Genomic DNA, 17,187 nt, shown 5'->3' with positions numbered 1-17,187 from the left:
GACCCGGACGTCGAGGTTCCGTGACACCCGGGACGGGGCTGTGACGCGCATCAGGACAACGGTGTGGCGTCGCGGCGGGTCGTATGTGATGTGGACGGTGCCTCACCGGGCGCCGTCCACGCCGGGCCGAACAAGCGGCCCCGTACAGCGACTTGGGGGAGAACCATGGTGATGAGCCGAGGAACGAAGGTGCGTGGAGCGGCGGTCGCCGCGGCGCTGGCCGTGGCGGGAACGGCCGTCGCGGTGCAGCCGGCCGCGGCATCCGACGGCACACCGCGCTTCCTGGCCCCGGCCGAGCTGCCGCCCCACCCGTCCTCGGAGTGGTTCGCGGGCAAGGTGACGTCGGGGCAGCCGGACCCGCTGCCGCTGTGCGTGGGCGAGGCGCTGCCCTCCATCTCCGTGCACCGTGTCTTCCGCACGGACTACGACACGGGCGCCCTCCAGGTGACGGTGGTCGAGCGCAGCACGCAGCGGGCCAAGGACTTCGCGGCACTGGTGCGCAAGAAGCTGGACTCCTGCGCCCGGACGGTGATGGAGGAGCAGCCCGACATCACGGCGACCCAGAAGTACTACGGCCGGGTGAACGTCGAGGAGGGGGCGTACGTCTACGGCGTCCACACCGAGGCGACGTGGGGCGCGTCGGACATCAACCTCTTCTCCGTCGGACGGGACGGCACCACGGTGACGGTGGTCCAGTGGGGCCAGATGGGCAGCTACGACGGGGCCCCGGTCGCCGGCTTCAAGAAGACGACCGCGACGGCGGTGCGGAAGCTCTACTGAGCCTAGGGTCACGGTGACACAGGCCACACCATGGGGCGTGTGTGGCTGGGTAGGCGGCTGCGTGCTCGCCTGGACAGCTCCAGGGAGAACGACCGGAAACACCGACCCTGGGAGGTATGCGATGTCCTCGAAGCGACGCCGTAAGAAGAAGGCCCGCCGCAAGAACGGCGCCAACCACGGCAGCCGTCCCCAGTCGTAGCGGGAGCACGGCCTGAAAGGGGCGGGGCGGCACTGCCAGTGCCGCCCCGCCCCTTTCTTTTTTACCGGCCCCCGCTTTACCGGTATTTTTCTTTTCGACGTACAACCATTCCCAATCCACCACCGGCGGCAACAAAGGGGGATTTTCTTCGGATTTACTGGAACTGCGGCGGCGAATTGGTCATCTTCAATAATGACCGAGCGCCCGGCCCTCTCCCTTACCGGGCGGACCACGCATGTTGCACGGGGAAGGCACATCAGATGCGCAGCACCATTCGCACCCGCTTCATCGCCGCCGGTGGCGTCGCCGCCGTCCTGACCCTGGCGGCGGTCACCCCGGCGCTGGCCGGACCGACCGCCGCCACACCGCGGAGCGCCGCTGCGGCCCAGACGCCGCAAGGGGACCCGCGGAGCACCACGAACCGGGTCGCCGACTTCTACGGTGCCTACATCGACGCCGTGTGGGACAACGAGGACGCCGGTTCCGCCGCCGTCACCAAGGCGTTGCGCGGCTTCTATCTGTCCGACGCCGCACGCAAGAAGGTCGCGGCCTACGAGGCCCGGGAACACGCGGACGGAATTCTCTTCGCTCAGAACGTGCCCGTGAAGTGGACAGTGACGTACACGGGTTCCGGGACCGGTCATTCCACTGCCCTGGTGACGCTCACCTGGAACGACGGAAAGAACCCGGAGATCAGCAAGATCAAGGTCCAGTCCGATCTCGCCACCCGGAAGATCACCGACCTGGCACCGGTCGACTGAGCGGATTCTCCTGCCGCGACATGGCGCGCGGAACTCTCCGCATTCATGGGCGAGTTCCGCGTGCCGATCGGCCTTGTTCAGGCGTCCGGCACGGTGAAGTCGCACCAGACTGCTTTGCCCTCGCCGCGTGGTTCGACTCCCCAGCGTGACGTGATGGCCTCCACCATGAGCAGGCCACGTCCGGAGGTGGCGGTCTCCCCCGGGGATCTCCGGCGCGGGCGGGTGCTGGAGCGGTCCTTCACCCACAGGCGCACGCGCCGGGGCGGGCCGGTGAGCACCTCAAGGGTGAGAATCGCGCCCCCTTCGGTGTGGACCAGGGCGTTCACGAGGAGTTCGCCGGCCGCCACCTCGACGTCGTCGGCGACGGCGCCCAGGCCCCACGCCGCGAGATGCTCGCGCAGCGCCGCGCGCGCGTCGGCGAGTCCTTCGGGGTCGGCCTGATGGACGTACCGGTGGATGCGCGGTTCCTGGAGCGTGCCGGGGTCGGGCAGCCGACGCAGGACCAGGAGCGCGACGTCGTCCTTGCTGCCCCACCGCTCCCACAGCGCGCGCGACAGGTGATCCGCGAGGTCCTCCGCCGACTCGGGACCGGCGCGCAGCACCTGGGCGAGGTTCTGGATACCGGTGTCGAGGTCGAGACCGGCGTCCTCCACGAGGCCGTCCGTGCACAGCACCAGGGTCTCGCCCGGCACGAGGTCGAGCCGCACCTCGGGATAGTCCTCCATGCCGAAGTCGGTGGCGAGCCCCAGCGGGAGTCCGCCTCGGACCCGCGGCACGCCCACCTGACCGTCGACGTGCCGGACGAGGGGCGGCAGATGACCGGCCCGCACGGCGCGCACGATGCCGGTCGCGGGGTCGAACTGGGCGTAGGTGCAGGTGGCGAACCGCTCGGTGTCGAGCTCGGCGAGGAAGCGGGAGGCCCGGGAGAGCACCGTCGCGGGCGCGTGGCCCTCGCCGGCGAAGGCCCGCAGCGCGATGCGCAGCTGCCCCATGATGGCCGCGGCATGGGTGTCGTGGCCCTGCACGTCGCCGACGACCACGCCGATGCGCCCGCGGGGCAGGGAGATGACGTCGTAGAAGTCCCCGCCGACGTCCCGTCCGCCCCAAGCGGCGTGGTAGCGCACGGCGACCTCGGAGTCCGCGACGGTGGGGACCCCCCGCGGCAACATCGTGGCCTGCAGACTCTTGGCCAGGTCGCGCTCCTCGTCGAACAGCATGGCGCGCTGCAGCGACTGGGCGACGATGCCGGACAGCCCGATGCAGAGGTTGCGGTCCGCGTCGGTGAACTCCTTGCGGCCCCGGTAGAACAGCGCGAGTCCGCCGATGGCGCGGTCCTGCGCGACCAGCGGCAGGAACGCCGCCGAGTCCAGCTTCATCTCCTCGATGTAGGGACCCAGACGGGTGAAGCGCCGGGCGAGGGCGGACAGCGAGTCCACGAAACGGGGCTCGCGGGTCATGACGGCCTCGGCCAGCGGCAGCGACTCGTCGACCTTGTGCAGCTTGAGTTCGTCGAGGGCCTGCATCGTCTGGCCGACGAGGGCGATCAGCTTCAGGTGGTCGCCCTCGACGAGCCCCAGGACGAGGCCGTCGGCGGCGAACCGGTCGAGGCCGCTCGCGCCGGAGAGCACGGCCACCACGTCGTCGACGGTGACGGCCCGGGAGAGGGCTTCCGTGGTGCCCTGCACCATGAGGGCGATGCCTTGGCGGCGCTCCTCCCTGGGATCGACGGCCGCGAGCTCCGCCGCGTCGTCCGTGGCGCTCCGGATCACTCCCACGGCGCGCACGGCCCGGGCCTCGTCGTCGCGCAGGATGCGTCCACGGGCGTGTTCCAGCTGCACCGTGCCGTCGCGCCGGTGGACCCGGAAGTAGACGCCGTACTGGTCGGCGCCGGAGCTGATCGCCTCCGTGACGGCGAAGCTGATCCGCACGGCCTCCTCGGAGGGCAGCCGGTCCTGCATCGAGGTCACCAGGCCGTCGAACTCGCCCGGAAGCAGGTCGAGGAGCGCGAGAGCACTGTCGTCGAGGCTCACCTCCCCGCTCTCCAGATCCCAGTCGAAGCTGCCCGTTCCGGTCAAGGACAGGCGCTGTTCCAGACCGATGTGTGACTTCCTGGCTGACGTCATGGCTGTCTCCGGTTTGCCGCTCGGCCACCATAAGCGCTGGCCGCCCGGGGCGCGCGGCCGTTTCTGTCGACAATGCGACCGGTTCGGCACCGGAAGTGGACATACCTGTTCCGGCGATGCGTCGGACACGGGGGCTTTCGGGGAAATCGCCGGGTCCGCGTGGTCCGGCGTCGAGGGTGTGGACCATGCCGGAGTGGCGACCTTCGAGCGTCTGGGTGACACCACGAGCCGGGTGACCCTGCGGATCGCGTACGACCCGAAGGGCTTCGTGGAACATCTCGGCGCCCTCACCCCTCTCGACTCCACGCTCGCCCACCAGGACCTCGGCGAGTTCCAGCAACTCGCCGAGTCGGTGGCCCGGGAGCGGTCGCAGGGCTGAGAGACGCCGCGGCGCCCGCCCCCGGTCGGGGCGGGCGCCGCGGTGGGTCAGCGTGCTTCAGGGTCTTTGGGGTCGTCCGGGTTCTCCCAGGAGTCGGCGCGGGGCTGTGGAGACTGCGGCGGATCGGGCCTGCGCTCCAGGCGGCGTCGGCTGCTCCACAGCAGGGCGAGCAGCGCGAGCACGATGACGGCGCCGACGATGACGAACCACCACGACGAGCCGCCGCCGGCAGCCAGGACGTTAGAAGGACTCATAGCCTGCGTGTACCTCGTACCGGCGCCGGGGAACGCCCCGCCCCCGCACATCACCCGATCGGCGACCGCCGCGTCGGCGGGGCCGCGCGGACGCGGCCCCGGACCGGTGTCACGCGGGGTTGTCGATACCGGTCACGGCCGGCGGGCCCAGCGGGGCCTCGTCCTCGGTGAACCCTGCCGCGCGCAGCGCCTGCGCGGCGGTGTGCTCGGCTTTGAGCTGGGCCTCCTTGCCCGCGTCGGCGGTCACCTCCAGGCGCATGCTGAAGGTGTTGTCGTCGTTGACGGTGAGCAGGTCGAGGTCCTCCTCGCGGCCGAGTTCCGTCTGGTTCGGGTCCGCCGGACGCAGGCGTCCGACGATGTCGGCCCTGGCGCGATCGTCCACGTCGCGCAGGAACGTCCCCGGGATGGTGATGACAAATGTGGTCACGCGAGAAGGTGTCCTTTCTCAGCGGCCCGGCTCAGAAGGGGTGGGCCAGGGCCTGACGGGCGTTCGACGGGAGAGTGCGCACGGTGTCGGACGCTTCCCGCAGCGCGTGTGCGGCGTCCCGCTGCGCACGCCGGGCGTTCGCGCGTCCGGTCGCCGCCGCCCCGCGGGTGCGATACGCGACCGACGGCTTCCCGTGGGTATCGGCCGCGGCGATGAGCAGGCCACCGAGCAGGGACAGGTTCTTCATGAACTGGGTCCGCTGCCGGGCGCGCTGCTCGGGGTCCTTCTCCTTCCACCACGCATGACCGGCGATCGTCGTCGGCACGAGGGACCCGGCGAGCGCCAGGGAGGCGAGGCGGGGCAGCTTCCCGGTCGCCAGCATCACGCCCGCTCCGATCTGTACGGCCGCGTTGATCCTGACCAGTTGCTCCGGATCCTCGGGCAGCCGCGGTATGCGGGCCGCGAGGGGCACGGCCACCGGCCCGGCGACGGGCGCGACGCGTGCGGGATCGCGGAACGTGGAGAGCCCGCCGGTGACGAAGACCGAAGCGAGCATCGGGCGTGCGGCTTTCCTCAGTACGGTCATGCTCGCACGCCTTCCCCGGGATCACCCGCTCAGTCGGCGTGATCGCCGGACAGGAGCGGCGGCCGGCCGGCGAACGGCGTCAGGCCGCCTTGGTGTGGTCCTCGGAGGACCGCGCCCGGTGCCGTTCGGCGCGTCCTCCTCCGGGCACGAGGCGCAGGTGCCGTACGCGGCGATGGGTCGCCGGTCGCGCCTCCTCGTTCAGCAGATCCTCGATACGGTCCATGGCGATCACCAGGATTCCCATGGTCGGCAAGAGCAGAAGAGCGACAACTAGCATCGGCAGCGCCTCCTCGCGGCGTCTCTTCTCGCCTGCCCGGGAGCGGCACACCCAGCGTTCGGATCATGTGAAGAACCCGCAACGCCCTCTTCACGGCTTTTCCGCCGTCTCGCGGCTATCGCTCCGGGTGCGGGTCCGGTCGGTCTCGCGGCTCGAATCCCGGCACCGTCGGCGCCTCGTGGCGCACACCGGCTTCCAGCGCATCCGCGATGACCGCGCGGTCGTCGAGGCGGTCGGCGCGTACGACGACATCCGCTCCGGCCGGCGTGACCAGGGAGCGACTGAAGACGATCACCGCCCACGCGTCGTCCGCGCCCATCTCCCGTACTTCCCATTCGCTCGACAGCACCGCCAGCACGCCGCGGCCGCGCCACCGGTAGACGGATCCGGGTCGCGCGGTGAGGCGCGTGTCGACGCCCAGGATGTGACGGTGGCGTCCGCTCCTGGTGCGGTAGCCGACGTCGTCGCTCATCCGCGGCGCGCCCGAACTGCCGCTCGGCATCGGCCCGTAGGTGAAGGTCGCGTCGGTGCGCCTGTCGCCCTGCCACATCGGGAACGAGGAGCAGACGATGTGCCAGGTTCCGGCCAATCGGTCAGGTGTGACGTCGAGTTGTTCCATGGGGCGGACCCTACGGCGTGTCCACGCCACGCCCGCAACCAGGCCGTTCGCCGGCACCGTACGCCCGCACGGGTGAGCCGACGCGTGTCGCCGCCGGGCGGGGGCACGGGGTGGGGGCAGGAGGGTTCGCGGCGCGGGTGGCGTCGGCGACAGGCCCCTGGAGGTCTCCGGCGACCCGCGTGAACCCGTACGTTCCGCCCGCTACACGGAAGAGCACAGCTCATGACCGTTGAGAGCCACTCCCATCCGCCGGCCGTGCTGGAGGCCGTGACGCTTCTGCGCGGTTCTTTGCAGGACGGCTACGACCCGGCCTCCGACGCGACACTGGCGAGCGCCGTCGCGCGTCTGCAGGCCGAGCTGAAGGACGACATGACGGCGTACTGGGCGCTGCTGTGGGCGATGACACGCGCCGCCGAGCTGGGCGTCGGCATAGCCGCGAAGGCGTTCGACCTGGACCCCGACACCGTCCTCGACCAGCTGACCGTGGGGCTGCACCACGTGGATCACATGGAGTGACACGGGCCGTGCAGGATGGGGTCCCGAGCACCCCCCGACCACGGACGGATCTCCTGTGAACGTTCTCCTCTTCGGCGCCTCCGGCATGATCGGCCAGGGCGTGCTGCGTGTCTGCCTCGACGACCCCCGGGTGACCTCCGTGCGCGCCGTGGTGCGCGCCCCGCTCGGTGTCGCCCATCCGCGGCTGCGCGAGCTGGTGCACGAGGACTTCACCGACTTCTCCGACCTGGCCGACGAGTTCGCCGAGGTCGACGCCTGCTTCTTCTGTCTGGGTGTCACGTCGGCGGGGCGCGGCGCGGACGAGTACCGGCGGATCACCCACGACTACACGCTCGCGGCCGCCCGTGCCCTGCCCGCGAACCCGGAGCTGACGTTCACCTACGTCTCGGGCGAGGGCACCGACAGCACGGAGCGGGGGCGCTCCGCCTGGGCCCGGGTCAAGGGGCGCACCGAGAACGAGCTGCTGGCGATGGACTTCCACGGCTACATGTTCCGCCCCGGCTACATCCAGCCCACCCATGGTGAGCGCTCGAGGACGCCCCTGTACCGATGGATGTACGCCGCCGGGTCATGGCTGTACCCCGTGCTCCGCCGGCTGGCACCGAAGCACGTGACGACCACGGAGAACCTCGGGAAGGCCATGGTCGAGGTCGCCGGTCACCGTGGTGCGGGCGCGCACATCCTGTACAGCCCGCGGATCAACGAGCTGGCCGGAGCGGCTGGTTGACCTGTCCGACGGCCGGGGCCGGGAGCTGCTCGACCGCCCGCACGAGCGGGGCCAGGTCGGGCTCGGCCGCCGCGGCGTCGAGAGCTTCGCGCAGGGCCGCGTCATGCGTCGGCCGGGCCGCGGCCAGGAGGGCGAGTCCCGTTGCGGAGACGTTCGTGTAGATCCCGCGGCGGTCCGTCGGGCACAGGTAGCGGGACAGCAGACCCCGGTCCTCCAGGCGATTGACGAGGCGGGTCGTGGCGCTCTGGCTGAGGACGACCGCGTCGGCGACCTGCCGCATCTGGAGGTGGCCGCCCTCGCCATCGTGCTGGCGGCTGAGCACGTCAAGCAGTGAGTACTCGCGCACGCTCAGGTCGTGCCCGGCCTGCAGGGCGCGCTCGAGGCGGGACTCGATCCTGCCGTGGAGGAGGGACAGCGCCCACCAGCCGTCGGCGAGAGCGAGGAGCGAGGGAGCGGTGGCAGTCATGGGTGACGCGTCCTTCCTTCCGACCCTCACACAATGAGGCTTACGCCACTATACCGCGTTTGCAATTAACCCGCGCATGCAATTATTGTGGTCGCTCGTAAGGCTCCACCGCACAGCCCCGGCTCGGCGCCCGGCTCCGGCAGAGACACCCAGCAAGAGACAAGGGAACCCTCATGACCTCCGTGCCCACCGTCACCCTCAACAACGGCATCACCATGCCGCAGCTCGGCTTCGGCGTCTTCCAGGTCCCCGACGAGGAGACCACCGCCGCCGTCGCCACGGCCCTCGACGCCGGCTACCGCAGCATCGACACCGCCGCGATCTACGGCAACGAGCGCGGTGTCGGCCGGGCGCTCGCCGACTCCGGCATCGCCCGTGACGAGCTGTTCATCACCACCAAGCTGTGGAACGCCGACCAGGGCCACGACGCCACGCTCGCCGCCTTCGACGCCTCCCTGGACAAGCTGGGCCTCGACCACGTCGACCTGTACCTCATCCACTGGCCGACCCCGGCCCGGGACCTCTACCTCGACACCTGGCGGGCCCTGGAGAAGCTGCTCGCCGACGGGCGCACCCGCGCCATCGGCGTCTCCAACTTCCAGCCCGCCCACCTGGAGCGCCTGCTCGGCAGCGCCTCGGTGGTCCCGGCCGTCAACCAGATCGAGCTCCACCCGGGCCTCCAGCAGCGGGAGTTGCGCGACTTCCACGCCCGCCACGGCATCGCCACCGAGGCGTGGAGCCCGCTCGCGCAGGGCGCCGTCCTCAAGGACGACGCCGTCACCACGATCGCCGCGCGACACGGCAAGAGCCCGGCCCAGGTGGTCCTGCGCTGGCACCTGCAGCTCGGCAACGTGGTCATCCCCAAGTCGGTCACCGAGGCCCGGATCCGCGAGAACCTCGACGTCCTCGACTTCGAGCTCAGCCCGCAGGAGATCGACGCCCTCACCGCGTCGGACCGCGGCCTGCGCACCGGCCCGGACCCCGACACCCTGAACTGACGCACCCCCCAACTCCCCCACGCAGTAAAGACAGAGGCACCACCATGAGCATCCGCTCCCTGCTGCCGGGCCGCATCGGCTTCGGCACCGCACCCCTCGGCAACATGTTCCGCGCCATCCCCGACGACGAGGCCGCCGCGACCGTGCAGGCCGCCTGGGACCAGGGCATCCGCTACTTCGACACCGCGCCGCTGTACGGTGCGGGCCTCGCGGAGATCCGCCTCGGCGACGTCCTCGCCGACAAGCCCCGCGACGCGTACGTCCTGTCCACCAAGGTCGGCCGGGTCGTCCTCGACGAGGTCGAGGACCCCGCGAGCCGTGAACTCGGCGAGAAGGGCGCCCTGTTCGAGCACGGCCGCCCCAACAAGATGGTCAACGACTACAGCGCCGACGCGACGCTGCGCTCCGTCGAGGACAGCCTGAAGCGGCTGAAGACGGACCGGCTCGACATCGTCTGGGTGCACGACGTCGCCCAGGACTTCTACGGCGACGAGTGGGTGAACGTCTACGAGAGTGCCCGCACCGGCGCGTTCCGGGCCCTGACCCGGCTGCGCGAGGAGGGCGTCATCAAGGCCTGGGGCCTCGGCGTCAACAAGGTCGAGCCGCTGGAGATGACGCTGGACCTGGACGAGCCGCGCCCCGACGCGTTCCTCCTCGCCGGCCGGTACACCCTGCTCGACCACGAGCGGGCCCTGCAGCGGCTGCTGCCCGCGGCCGCCGCGCAGGACGTCGACATCGTCGTCGGCGGCCCGTACAGCTCCGGCATCCTCGCGGGCGGCAGCCACTTCGAGTACGCCGAGGCGCCCGCCCACATCATCGAGAAGGTCGGCCTGATCAAGGCGCTGGCGCAGGAGCACGGCATCGGCATCAAGTCCGCCGCGCTCCAGTTCGTGCTCGCCCACCCGGCCGTCGCCGCGGTCATCCCCGGCGCGACGCGGCCCTCCCGGATCGCCGAGGACCTCGCGGCTCTCGCCCAGGACGTGCCGTACGCCTTCTGGAAGTCCCTGCGCGACCGGAAGGTCGTCGCGCACGAGGCGCCGGTGCCCGTGAAGGACGCGTCGTGACCTCGGCCGCCGTCTCCCTCGACGTGCCGCGTTCCGCCGATCAGGTCTGGCGGCTCATCGGTGGCTTCGGCTCGTTGCCCGACTGGCTGCCGTACATCACGGAGAGCCGGCTCACCGAGGGCGGCCGGGTGCGGACGCTGACGAACGACGAGGACCAGGTCATCGTCGAGCGTCTCGAAGCCTTCGACGAGGCGGCACGCTCGTACCGGTACTCGATCGCGCGGGCCCCGTTCCCCGTACGGCAGTACCGGTCGACCCTGCGGGTCGTCGACCGCGGGGCGGACGGGGCGCGGGTGGAGTGGTCCGGCGAGTTCGTCCCGGACGGTGTCACCGACGCCGAGGCGACCGCCCTCTTCGAGACCATCTACCGCGACGGCCTGAGGGCCCTGGCGGAGACGATCGCCGCCTGAGCGGCCGACACGGTGCGGGTGAGGGGCCGGGATCTCCCGGCCCCTCACCCACGAGCACGTCACGCCCAGGCCGCATCAAATGTCTGTCCGGCGGCGTAGGACCGGACGCGCACGCCGTCGTCCGTGGCGCTCACCAGGTGGGCCTGCCCCCGCCCGGCCACGCGCACCGGCTCCCCCGGCGCGTACGTGATCAGGGTGTCCTCGTCGAGCGCCACGGCCCGTCGGACGCGGCCGCGCCCGACGGTGGAGATCTGCCGCCCCAGCGTGCCCCATTGCGCCGCGTGCACCTCCACGGCGAAGGGCACAAGTCCGAGTCCGGGACGCACGGTGATCTCGTCCAGGTCCTCGGCACTGTCCGCCGGGCACACCGGTACCCCGCGGTCGAGCCAGCCGCCCACCACGGCGTCGGCGGCCGCCACCACCGCGCCCGCGGAGAACCCCGCGTACGGCACGGCGCGCTCCGCGAGCAGGCCCGGCAGGTCGGCCGCGCAGTCCGCGAACACCTCCTGGTACGCGGGTGTCAGGCCGCCGCACACCAGCAGCGCGTCGATCGTGTCGAGCGCCGCGAGGTCGAACCGCCCCTCGACCGGAACCGTCAGCGCCACCGGCGTGCAGGGCGCGGCAGCGACGAGGCGGGCGGCGTAGCGCTCGAACTCCCCCTGTACGACGCCTGGTTCGCCCTCGTCCACGAGCACACAGCCGACCCTCGGCCGAGTACCGGCGTCCCGCAGGAAGTCCTGGAACACCTCGCCCGACTGCCATCCCCCGCCCACCAGATGAACCCTCGCACTCACGCCACTCCCCGATCCGCTAGCCGAGCGTGTACCCGCCGTTGATCCTGATCCGCTCGCCCGTGACGAACGCCCCGTCCGGTGAGGCAAGGTACGCCACGGCGGCGGCGACGTCCTCCGGGGTGCCCGTGCGCCGCAGCGGCACGTCGGCGGCGTAGGCGGCCAGCGACGCGGCCGAGGCTCCGGCGTGCCGTTCGACCGGGATCCACCCCGGAGCGACCGTGTTGACCGTGATCCCGTCCGGGCCGAGCGCACGGGCCCAGCTCTCGGTCAGGCTGTGCTGGGCGGCCTTGGCGGCCGCGTACGCCGACATCTCCGGCAGCACGCGCTCGGTCACGTCCGAGCCGATCTGGACGATCCGGCCGCCGCCGCGCTCGCGCATGGCAGGCAGCACCGCCCGCATCAGCAGGGTGGGACTCTTGACGAAGAAGGCCAGTTGGGCGAGGTGGTCGTCCCAGGTCACCGCCGTCGGGTCCAGCGCGGGCTGCGGCCCTGTGGCGTTGACGACGAGTGTGGCGACGGGGCCGAGCCGGGCGGTAACGCCCCCGACGAGTTCCGTGACCGCGGCCTCGTCCGTCACGTCGGCGGCGAAGTCCTGCGCCGTGCCGCCCGCCGCGCGGATGTCCGCCGCCACGGCGCGGGCCGCTTCGGCGCCCGAGCGGTACACGACGGCGACCGGGTGCCCGTCGGCCGCGAGCCGTCGGGCGATCACGGCCCCGAGGCCGCGGGAGGCCCCGGTGACCAGGGCGGTACCCGTGGCGGCTACACCTGTCATGCCGCCACCGTATGCGGCGGTGCGCGCACCGAACCAGAGCGCCTCGGCCGCGCGTCAGCGCACGGTCCGGCCGGTCAGCGGCGTCGCAGCGACGGGTCGAGCAGCGCGGGCGGCGTGTCGAACTTCTCCTCCGGGGCCAGGTCGGTGCCGGGCGCGACGATCTCGTCGATCGCGTCGAGCACATCGGCGGGGAGCACCGTGTCCGCGGCGGCGAGCTGCGTGCGCAGATGGTCCATCGTGCGGGGCCCGATCAGCGCGCTGGTCACGGCGGGGTGCGCGGTCACGAAGCCGAGCGCGAGCTGAATCATCGTCAGACCCGCCTCGTCGGCGACCGCGGCGAGCCGCTCGACGGCTTCCAGCCTGGCCCGGTTGGCCGGGACGGCGAGGTCGAAGCGCTGCGGCATGAACGCGGAACGGTTGGTGGTGACGGTACGGCCCGCGCGGATCGCGCCCGACAGCCAGCCCGAGGCCAACGGGCTCCACGCCAGGACCCCGAGCCCGTACTCCTCGGTCACGGGCAGGACATGGGTCTCGATGCCGCGCTGCAGGATCGAGTAGCCGGGCTGTTCGGTGGCGTAGCGGCTCAGACGGTGCTCGCGCGCCGCCCACTGGGCCTGCACGATGCGGTACGCCGGGAAGGTCGAGGAGCCGAAGTAGCGGATCTTTCCCGCGCGTTGCAGATCGGTCAGCGCCGACAGCGTTTCCTCGTCGGCGGTCGCCGGGTCCCAGCGGTGGATCTGGTAGAGGTCGACGTGGTCGACGCCGAGGCGGCGCAGGCTGTTGTCCAGTTCCGTGACCAGCCAGCGGCGCGAGCTGCCGCGATGGTTGCGCTCGTCGCCCATCGGCATGCCCGCCTTGGTGGCCAGCACGATGTCGTCGCGCCGCCCGGCGATGGCCTTGCCGACCATCTCCTCCGACTCGCCGTCGCTGTACATGTCGGCGGTGTCGATGAGGTTGACGCCCGCCTCGAGCGCGGCGTCGACGAGCGCGGTGGCCTCGTCCTGGGTGGTACCCCCGATCCTTCCGAAGTTCATCGCGCCGAGCGCGAGCGAGCTGACCTGCACACCGGTGCGGCCCAACGTGCGGTACTGCATGAGCGTGTTCCTCCATGGCGAGCGGAGCCCGGACTGGTCGTCGGCCCGTCTCGCCGACATCGCCGACATCGCCAAGGAAACGGAGCCTTGTTCCGTTAACGATACGGAGCGCCGTTCCACTTCGCAAGGTCACCTGGGCACAGGAGGGCTCGGCCACAAACAGGAGGGGGCACCCGTCGGACCGGAAGGGCCGGGATTGGTGGCGCGTCTCAGCCGAGAACGAGCGGGAGCCTCGCCGCGAGGTCACCCAGACCGGCCGCCTGCGCGCCGGTCGGCGTACGACGCCCCGTACCGATCAGCAGCGCGTCGGCATCCGAGAGCGAGGCGGGAAAGGCGGTGCCGGCGATCTTCTCCAGCGCGGCGCGGGCCGTCGCCAGGCTCTCGGCGGGCGGTCCGGGGGCCGACGGCAGGTGCGCGACGAGATCGAGGTGGTGCAGGGTCCATTCGAGGACGTACGCCGACAGGTAGTCGCCGACGGTGAGCACCTTGTCCTGGGTGGCGACACGGGCGGCGGGATCGGCGAGTTCGGCGGCGCGACCCGCCGCCGAGCCGACGTCGTCGAGGTGGAACTTGAGCCACCTCGGCTCGCCGTACGCCGCGGCCAGCCGGGGAATCAGCGCGTCGAGCGGGTCGTCACCGGTCGGGGGTTCGGCAAGCAGGTCCCAATAGCCGACCGCGTCGACGGTCGGCTCGGCGTCGGCGGGGGTGACCAGGGTGATCAGCACGTCTTGGGCGTCGATGATCAGGTGGCACACCAGATCCCGCACGAGCCAGCCGGTACAGCCGGACGGCTGCTCGAAGTCCTCGTCCGGGAGGCCGGCGACCGCGGCGCGCAGTGCGGCCCAGGAGCGCGAGAAGGGTTCCACGTCGGCACGGTAAGGCCGCGGCGCCGGCCCGGACAAGCGCATTCCGTGCGACGCCGAACCCGTCACCGACCGGAGGAGGCTTCCGGCGCCGGGCGGAGGATCATGAAGCTCCCCGGGTCCCGGACGGGGGTGAAACCGGCCCTCGCGTAGACATCGTGGGCGTCGCGTGTGGCGAGGAGCAGGCGCTTGAGCCGGTAGGGCGCGAGATGGTCGCGCACCGCCTCCGCGAGCCACGTACCGAGCCCCCTGCCGCGGTGCGCGGGCGCGACATAGACGTCGCACAGCCAGGCGAAGGTGGCCCAATCGGTCACCACACGCGCGTAGGCGACCTGTGCGCCGCCGGCATCATGGACGGCGAAGTTCAGGGATCCGCGCACCGACTGTTCGACGGTCTCGCGGGTGCGGCCGAGCGCCCAGAACGCGTCGGTCGACAGCCACTGATGAACCAGGGCCACGTCGAGACGGTCCGGGTCGGTGGAGAGCACGTACCCGTCACTCCTGTTGGCGATCATGGAGAAGGAGCGTAGACACAGCGCTTGGAACTTCCCAGTTAATATCGCGAGGGGAACGAGTGACCGCGGTGCCCGCCAGGCACCCAAGTCTCACTATGGTGACCCATAACTCGGCCTTATGAGCCCATAGATCCGACCCGCCTGCCAACTAAGGCTTGCCTTACTTTAAGATTCCCAGGAGTACTCGCTGTCCTCCGAAGGGAACCTGAACATGCCTCGCCCTCTGCGGGTCGCCATTGTCGGAGCGGGCCCCGCCGGCATCTACGCCGCCGACGCTCTGCTCAAGTCCGCAGTGGCCACCGAACCCGGCGTGTCCATCGACCTGTTCGAGCGCATGCCCGCCCCCTTCGGCCTGATCCGCTACGGCGTCGCTCCCGACCACCCGCGCATCAAGGGCATCGTCACCGCCCTGCACCAGGTCCTCGACAAGCCGCAGATCCGGCTCTTCGGCAACGTCGACTACCCGCGCGACATCGACCTGGACGACCTGCGCAGCTTCTACGACGCCGTGGTCTTCTCGACCGGCGCGACCGCCGACCGGGCCCTCGACATCCCGGGCATCGGGCTCGACGGCTCCTACGGCGCGGCCGACTTCGTCTCCTGGTACGACGGCCACCCCGACGTCCCCAGGACCTGGCCGCTCGACGCGGAGAAGGTCGCCGTCCTCGGCGTCGGCAACGTCGCCCTCGACGTCGCCCGCATCCTGGCCAAGACCGCGGAGGAACTGCTGCCGACGGAGATCCCGCCGAACGTGCACGCCGGCCTGCAGGCCAACCAGGCGCGGGAGATCCACGTGTTCGGCCGCCGCGGCCCGGCGCAGGCGAAGTTCAGCCCCATGGAGCTGCGGGAGCTCGACCACTCCCCCACGATCGAGGTCATCGTCAACCCCGAGGACATCGACTACGACGACGGCTCGATCGCGACGCGCCGCGCCAACAAGCAGGCCGACATGGTCGCCAAGACCCTGGAGAACTGGGCGATCCGCGACATCGGCACGCGCCCGCACAAGCTGTTCCTGCACTTCTTCGAGTCGCCCACCGAGATCCTGGGCGAGGACGGGCAGGTCACCGCACTGCGCACGGAGCGCACCGCGCTCGACGGCACCGGCAACGTCAAGGGGACCGGCGCCTTCACCGACTGGGACGTGAGCGCCGTCTACCGCGCCGTGGGCTACCTCTCGGACGAGCTGCCCAAGCTCCCCTGGGACGTCGCCTCGGGCACCGTGCCCGACGAGGGCGGCCGGGTGATCCAGGAGACCGGGGAGCACCTGCAGTCCACGTACGTCACCGGATGGATCCGGCGCGGTCCGATCGGCCTGATCGGCCACACCAAGGGCGACGCCAACGAGACCGTCGCCAACCTGCTGGACGACCACGCCAACGGCCGTCTGCACTCCCCCGCCGCCCCCGCCCCCGAGGCCGTCGAGGCCTTCCTCGGCGAGCGCGGCGTGCGGTACACCACGTGGGACGGCTGGCACCGGCTCGACGCCGCCGAGAAGGCCCTCGGTGAACCGCAGGGCCGCGAGCGCGTCAAGATCGTCGAGCGCGAGGGGATGCTCGACGCGAGCGGCGCGTGAGCGCCTCGGCGGTCGTCCGAACCCACTGAGAGCCTGCGCCTGAACCAGGAGCCCCTGCCGCGATCCGCGGCAGGGGCTCCTGGCGTCCGTGCGTCGAGGTCCGGCGCGCCTCCTCAGGCGATGCCGCCGTTCACGTACAGGACCTGCCCGTTGACCCATCGGCCCGGGCCCGCGAGGAAGGCGACGGCTCCGGCGATGTCCTGCGGTGTGCCGAGGCGCTCCAGCGGGGACTGCGCGGCGAGCCGCGAGACGGTCTCCTCGTCCTTGCCGTCGAGGAACAGCGGCGTCGCCGTGGGACCGGGCGCGACCGCGTTGACCGTGATGTCGCGGCCGCGCAGCTCACGGGCCAGGACGAGCGTCATCGCCTCGACGGCCCCCTTGCTCGCCGCGTAGGCCGCGTACGCCGGGAAGGCCAGCCGGGTCACCGAGGTGGAGAAGGTGACGACGGCGCCCCCGGCGCGGACCCGGCGCGCCGCCTGCTGGGCCACCACGAAGGTGCCGCGGATGTTGGTGCGGTGCATCCGGTCGAGGGCGTCCAGGTCGAACTCGGCGACCGGCCCGAGGACCATCACCCCTGCCGTGTGAACGACGACATCGACCCCGCCGAAGGCCTGTTCCACCTGGTCGAAGGCGTCGGCCATGGCCGTCTCGTCCGCCACGTCGCCGGTGACCGCGATCGCCCGGCCGTGCGCCGCCTCGATCGCGGCGACGGTCTCGTCGGCCGCGGCCTTGTTCCCCGCGTAGTGCACGCCGACCGCCATGCCGTCGGCGGCGAGACGCTGCGCGACGGCCCGGCCGATGCCACCCGAGGCGCCGGTGACCAGTGCGACACGTGTGCTCTCGGACATGGTGCGCTCCTCTTCGTTGCATCCCTGAGATCCGTCATCCCCGAGATTCGTCCGCGTCCCTGAGAAATGTCGGCCCTCAGCTCCACCGGGCCCTTTATGGACGCTCAGTCCATATAACCACGTTGTGAACGCACCGTCC

Annotated in this window: 22 protein-coding genes and 1 pseudogene; 10 read left to right on the top strand and 13 right to left on the bottom strand. The window is 71.3% G+C overall.

Annotation, left to right across the window (positions count from 1 at the left end; translation table 11 throughout):
• Positions 1-171 precede the first annotated feature (171 nt).
• The 3 genes from ACVHNB_RS17955 (at position 172) to ACVHNB_RS17945 (ending at position 1,740) form a co-directional block, all read left to right on the top strand.
• Positions 172-780, top strand: coding sequence for a hypothetical protein (locus tag ACVHNB_RS17955; protein ID WP_456228593.1), 609 nt, complete (start codon positions 172-174; stop codon positions 778-780).
• Between the two features lie 121 nt (positions 781-901).
• On the top strand, positions 902-979 hold the full coding sequence (locus ACVHNB_RS17950) for a 50S ribosomal protein bL37 (RefSeq protein WP_370443954.1): 78 nt from the start codon (positions 902-904) through the stop codon (positions 977-979).
• A 260-nt stretch (positions 980-1,239) separates the two neighbouring features.
• A complete protein-coding gene (locus tag ACVHNB_RS17945) occupies positions 1,240-1,740 on the top strand; it encodes a hypothetical protein (RefSeq protein ID WP_456228592.1) in 501 nt (166 codons plus the stop codon).
• Positions 1,741-1,817: 77 nt separating this feature from the next.
• Here ACVHNB_RS17945 and ACVHNB_RS17940 read toward each other — a convergent pair whose 3' ends face one another.
• A complete protein-coding gene (locus tag ACVHNB_RS17940; RefSeq protein ID WP_456228591.1) occupies positions 1,818-3,863 on the bottom strand; it encodes a SpoIIE family protein phosphatase in 2,046 nt (681 codons plus the stop codon).
• A gap of 157 nt (positions 3,864-4,020) precedes the next feature.
• Here ACVHNB_RS17940 and ACVHNB_RS17935 point away from each other — a divergent pair.
• Positions 4,021-4,242, top strand: a pseudogene (locus tag ACVHNB_RS17935) (SRPBCC family protein); the annotation flags it as partial.
• A 47-nt stretch (positions 4,243-4,289) separates the two neighbouring features.
• Here the strand turns inward: ACVHNB_RS17935 and ACVHNB_RS17930 are convergent.
• From ACVHNB_RS17930 to ACVHNB_RS17910, 5 genes are all read right to left on the bottom strand, one after another.
• Positions 4,290-4,496: an LPXTG cell wall anchor domain-containing protein gene (locus ACVHNB_RS17930; protein ID WP_428950136.1), complete on the bottom strand. Its 207-nt coding sequence runs from the start codon at positions 4,494-4,496 to the stop codon at positions 4,290-4,292.
• Between the two features lie 109 nt (positions 4,497-4,605).
• Positions 4,606-4,923, bottom strand: coding sequence for a hypothetical protein (locus ACVHNB_RS17925; protein ID WP_428950137.1), 318 nt, complete (start codon positions 4,921-4,923; stop codon positions 4,606-4,608).
• A gap of 31 nt (positions 4,924-4,954) precedes the next feature.
• A complete protein-coding gene (locus tag ACVHNB_RS17920) occupies positions 4,955-5,509 on the bottom strand; it encodes a DoxX family protein (protein ID WP_456228590.1) in 555 nt (184 codons plus the stop codon).
• 79 nt (positions 5,510-5,588) lie between these two features.
• Complete coding sequence (locus ACVHNB_RS17915; protein ID WP_428950139.1) at positions 5,589-5,753, bottom strand: hypothetical protein; 165 nt, start codon at positions 5,751-5,753, stop codon at positions 5,589-5,591.
• A gap of 148 nt (positions 5,754-5,901) precedes the next feature.
• Positions 5,902-6,405 carry a hypothetical protein gene (locus tag ACVHNB_RS17910; RefSeq protein ID WP_456228589.1) on the bottom strand — a complete coding sequence of 168 codons (504 nt, stop codon included), beginning with the start codon at positions 6,403-6,405 and terminating at the stop codon, positions 5,902-5,904.
• A 222-nt stretch (positions 6,406-6,627) separates the two neighbouring features.
• Between ACVHNB_RS17910 and ACVHNB_RS17905 the strand changes: the two genes are divergently transcribed.
• Both ACVHNB_RS17905 and ACVHNB_RS17900 read left to right on the top strand, forming a co-directional pair.
• Complete coding sequence (locus ACVHNB_RS17905) at positions 6,628-6,921, top strand: hypothetical protein (RefSeq protein ID WP_428950141.1); 294 nt, start codon at positions 6,628-6,630, stop codon at positions 6,919-6,921.
• A 55-nt stretch (positions 6,922-6,976) separates the two neighbouring features.
• Positions 6,977-7,648 carry an NAD(P)H-binding protein gene (locus tag ACVHNB_RS17900; protein WP_428950142.1) on the top strand — a complete coding sequence of 224 codons (672 nt, stop codon included), beginning with the start codon at positions 6,977-6,979 and terminating at the stop codon, positions 7,646-7,648.
• Here the strand turns inward: ACVHNB_RS17900 and ACVHNB_RS17895 are convergent.
• Positions 7,620-8,114, bottom strand: coding sequence for a MarR family winged helix-turn-helix transcriptional regulator (locus tag ACVHNB_RS17895; protein WP_428950143.1), 495 nt, complete (start codon positions 8,112-8,114; stop codon positions 7,620-7,622). The genes ACVHNB_RS17900 and ACVHNB_RS17895 overlap by 29 nt on opposite strands.
• 173 nt (positions 8,115-8,287) lie before the next feature.
• Here ACVHNB_RS17895 and ACVHNB_RS17890 point away from each other — a divergent pair, with 173 nt between their 5' ends.
• Genes ACVHNB_RS17890 through ACVHNB_RS17880 form a run of 3 tightly spaced genes read left to right on the top strand, consistent with a single transcriptional unit; the run spans position 8,288 to position 10,586 of the window.
• Positions 8,288-9,112, top strand: a complete 825-nt coding sequence (locus ACVHNB_RS17890; RefSeq protein ID WP_428950144.1) for an aldo/keto reductase — start codon at positions 8,288-8,290, stop codon at positions 9,110-9,112.
• 44 nt (positions 9,113-9,156) lie between these two features.
• Positions 9,157-10,176, top strand: a complete 1,020-nt coding sequence (locus ACVHNB_RS17885) for an aldo/keto reductase (RefSeq protein WP_456228588.1) — start codon at positions 9,157-9,159, stop codon at positions 10,174-10,176.
• Complete coding sequence (locus tag ACVHNB_RS17880; RefSeq protein WP_456228587.1) at positions 10,173-10,586, top strand: SRPBCC family protein; 414 nt, start codon at positions 10,173-10,175, stop codon at positions 10,584-10,586. The genes ACVHNB_RS17885 and ACVHNB_RS17880 overlap by 4 nt, the downstream gene beginning before the upstream one ends.
• Positions 10,587-10,645: 59 nt before the next feature.
• Here ACVHNB_RS17880 and ACVHNB_RS17875 read toward each other — a convergent pair whose 3' ends face one another.
• The 5 genes from ACVHNB_RS17875 to ACVHNB_RS17855 all read right to left on the bottom strand — a co-directional run bounded on the left by ACVHNB_RS17875 (position 10,646) and on the right by ACVHNB_RS17855 (position 14,624).
• Positions 10,646-11,380 carry a type 1 glutamine amidotransferase family protein gene (locus tag ACVHNB_RS17875; RefSeq protein WP_428950147.1) on the bottom strand — a complete coding sequence of 245 codons (735 nt, stop codon included), beginning with the start codon at positions 11,378-11,380 and terminating at the stop codon, positions 10,646-10,648.
• A 16-nt stretch (positions 11,381-11,396) separates the two neighbouring features.
• Positions 11,397-12,152, bottom strand: coding sequence for an SDR family NAD(P)-dependent oxidoreductase (locus tag ACVHNB_RS17870; protein ID WP_428950148.1), 756 nt, complete (start codon positions 12,150-12,152; stop codon positions 11,397-11,399).
• A 74-nt stretch (positions 12,153-12,226) separates the two neighbouring features.
• Positions 12,227-13,246, bottom strand: a complete 1,020-nt coding sequence (locus ACVHNB_RS17865; protein WP_428950149.1) for an aldo/keto reductase — start codon at positions 13,244-13,246, stop codon at positions 12,227-12,229.
• Between the two features lie 209 nt (positions 13,247-13,455).
• Positions 13,456-14,112, bottom strand: coding sequence for a maleylpyruvate isomerase N-terminal domain-containing protein (locus ACVHNB_RS17860; RefSeq protein ID WP_428950150.1), 657 nt, complete (start codon positions 14,110-14,112; stop codon positions 13,456-13,458).
• Between the two features lie 62 nt (positions 14,113-14,174).
• Positions 14,175-14,624, bottom strand: a complete 450-nt coding sequence (locus ACVHNB_RS17855; RefSeq protein WP_428950151.1) for a GNAT family N-acetyltransferase — start codon at positions 14,622-14,624, stop codon at positions 14,175-14,177.
• Between the two features lie 211 nt (positions 14,625-14,835).
• Between ACVHNB_RS17855 and ACVHNB_RS17850 the strand changes: the two genes are divergently transcribed.
• Complete coding sequence (locus ACVHNB_RS17850; RefSeq protein ID WP_428950152.1) at positions 14,836-16,200, top strand: FAD-dependent oxidoreductase; 1,365 nt, start codon at positions 14,836-14,838, stop codon at positions 16,198-16,200.
• 113 nt (positions 16,201-16,313) lie between these two features.
• Here the strand turns inward: ACVHNB_RS17850 and ACVHNB_RS17845 are convergent, their stop codons facing one another.
• On the bottom strand, positions 16,314-17,048 hold the full coding sequence (locus ACVHNB_RS17845) for an SDR family oxidoreductase (RefSeq protein WP_428950153.1): 735 nt from the start codon (positions 17,046-17,048) through the stop codon (positions 16,314-16,316).
• Positions 17,049-17,187 lie beyond the last annotated feature (139 nt).

It is taken from the genome of Streptomyces sp. YJ-C3 (genome assembly GCF_053891275.1).
This window is presented reverse-complemented; position numbering and strand designations above follow the sequence as displayed.

Excerpts from the sequence above, each read along its gene's own strand:
- ACVHNB_RS17895 (WP_428950143.1), bottom strand. The coding sequence starts at position 8,114 with ATGACTGCCACCGCTCCCTCGCTCCTCGCTCTCGCCGACGGCTGGTGG.
- ACVHNB_RS17940 (WP_456228591.1), bottom strand. The coding sequence starts at position 3,863 with ATGACGTCAGCCAGGAAGTCACACATCGGTCTGGAACAGCGCCTGTCC.
- ACVHNB_RS17920 (WP_456228590.1), bottom strand. The coding sequence starts at position 5,509 with ATGACCGTACTGAGGAAAGCCGCACGCCCGATGCTCGCTTCGGTCTTC.
- ACVHNB_RS17910 (WP_456228589.1), bottom strand. The coding sequence starts at position 6,405 with ATGGAACAACTCGACGTCACACCTGACCGATTGGCCGGAACCTGGCAC.
- ACVHNB_RS17930 (WP_428950136.1), bottom strand. The coding sequence starts at position 4,496 with ATGAGTCCTTCTAACGTCCTGGCTGCCGGCGGCGGCTCGTCGTGGTGG.
- ACVHNB_RS17845 (WP_428950153.1), bottom strand. The coding sequence starts at position 17,048 with ATGTCCGAGAGCACACGTGTCGCACTGGTCACCGGCGCCTCGGGTGGC.
- ACVHNB_RS17945 (WP_456228592.1), top strand. The coding sequence starts at position 1,240 with ATGCGCAGCACCATTCGCACCCGCTTCATCGCCGCCGGTGGCGTCGCC.
- ACVHNB_RS17905 (WP_428950141.1), top strand. The coding sequence starts at position 6,628 with ATGACCGTTGAGAGCCACTCCCATCCGCCGGCCGTGCTGGAGGCCGTG.
- ACVHNB_RS17915 (WP_428950139.1), bottom strand. The coding sequence starts at position 5,753 with ATGGGAATCCTGGTGATCGCCATGGACCGTATCGAGGATCTGCTGAAC.
- ACVHNB_RS17855 (WP_428950151.1), bottom strand. The coding sequence starts at position 14,624 with ATGATCGCCAACAGGAGTGACGGGTACGTGCTCTCCACCGACCCGGAC.
- ACVHNB_RS17850 (WP_428950152.1), top strand. The coding sequence starts at position 14,836 with ATGCCTCGCCCTCTGCGGGTCGCCATTGTCGGAGCGGGCCCCGCCGGC.
- ACVHNB_RS17950 (WP_370443954.1), top strand. The coding sequence starts at position 902 with ATGTCCTCGAAGCGACGCCGTAAGAAGAAGGCCCGCCGCAAGAACGGC.
- ACVHNB_RS17890 (WP_428950144.1), top strand. The coding sequence starts at position 8,288 with ATGACCTCCGTGCCCACCGTCACCCTCAACAACGGCATCACCATGCCG.
- ACVHNB_RS17885 (WP_456228588.1), top strand. The coding sequence starts at position 9,157 with ATGAGCATCCGCTCCCTGCTGCCGGGCCGCATCGGCTTCGGCACCGCA.
- ACVHNB_RS17955 (WP_456228593.1), top strand. The coding sequence starts at position 172 with ATGAGCCGAGGAACGAAGGTGCGTGGAGCGGCGGTCGCCGCGGCGCTG.
- ACVHNB_RS17865 (WP_428950149.1), bottom strand. The coding sequence starts at position 13,246 with ATGCAGTACCGCACGTTGGGCCGCACCGGTGTGCAGGTCAGCTCGCTC.
- ACVHNB_RS17870 (WP_428950148.1), bottom strand. The coding sequence starts at position 12,152 with ATGACAGGTGTAGCCGCCACGGGTACCGCCCTGGTCACCGGGGCCTCC.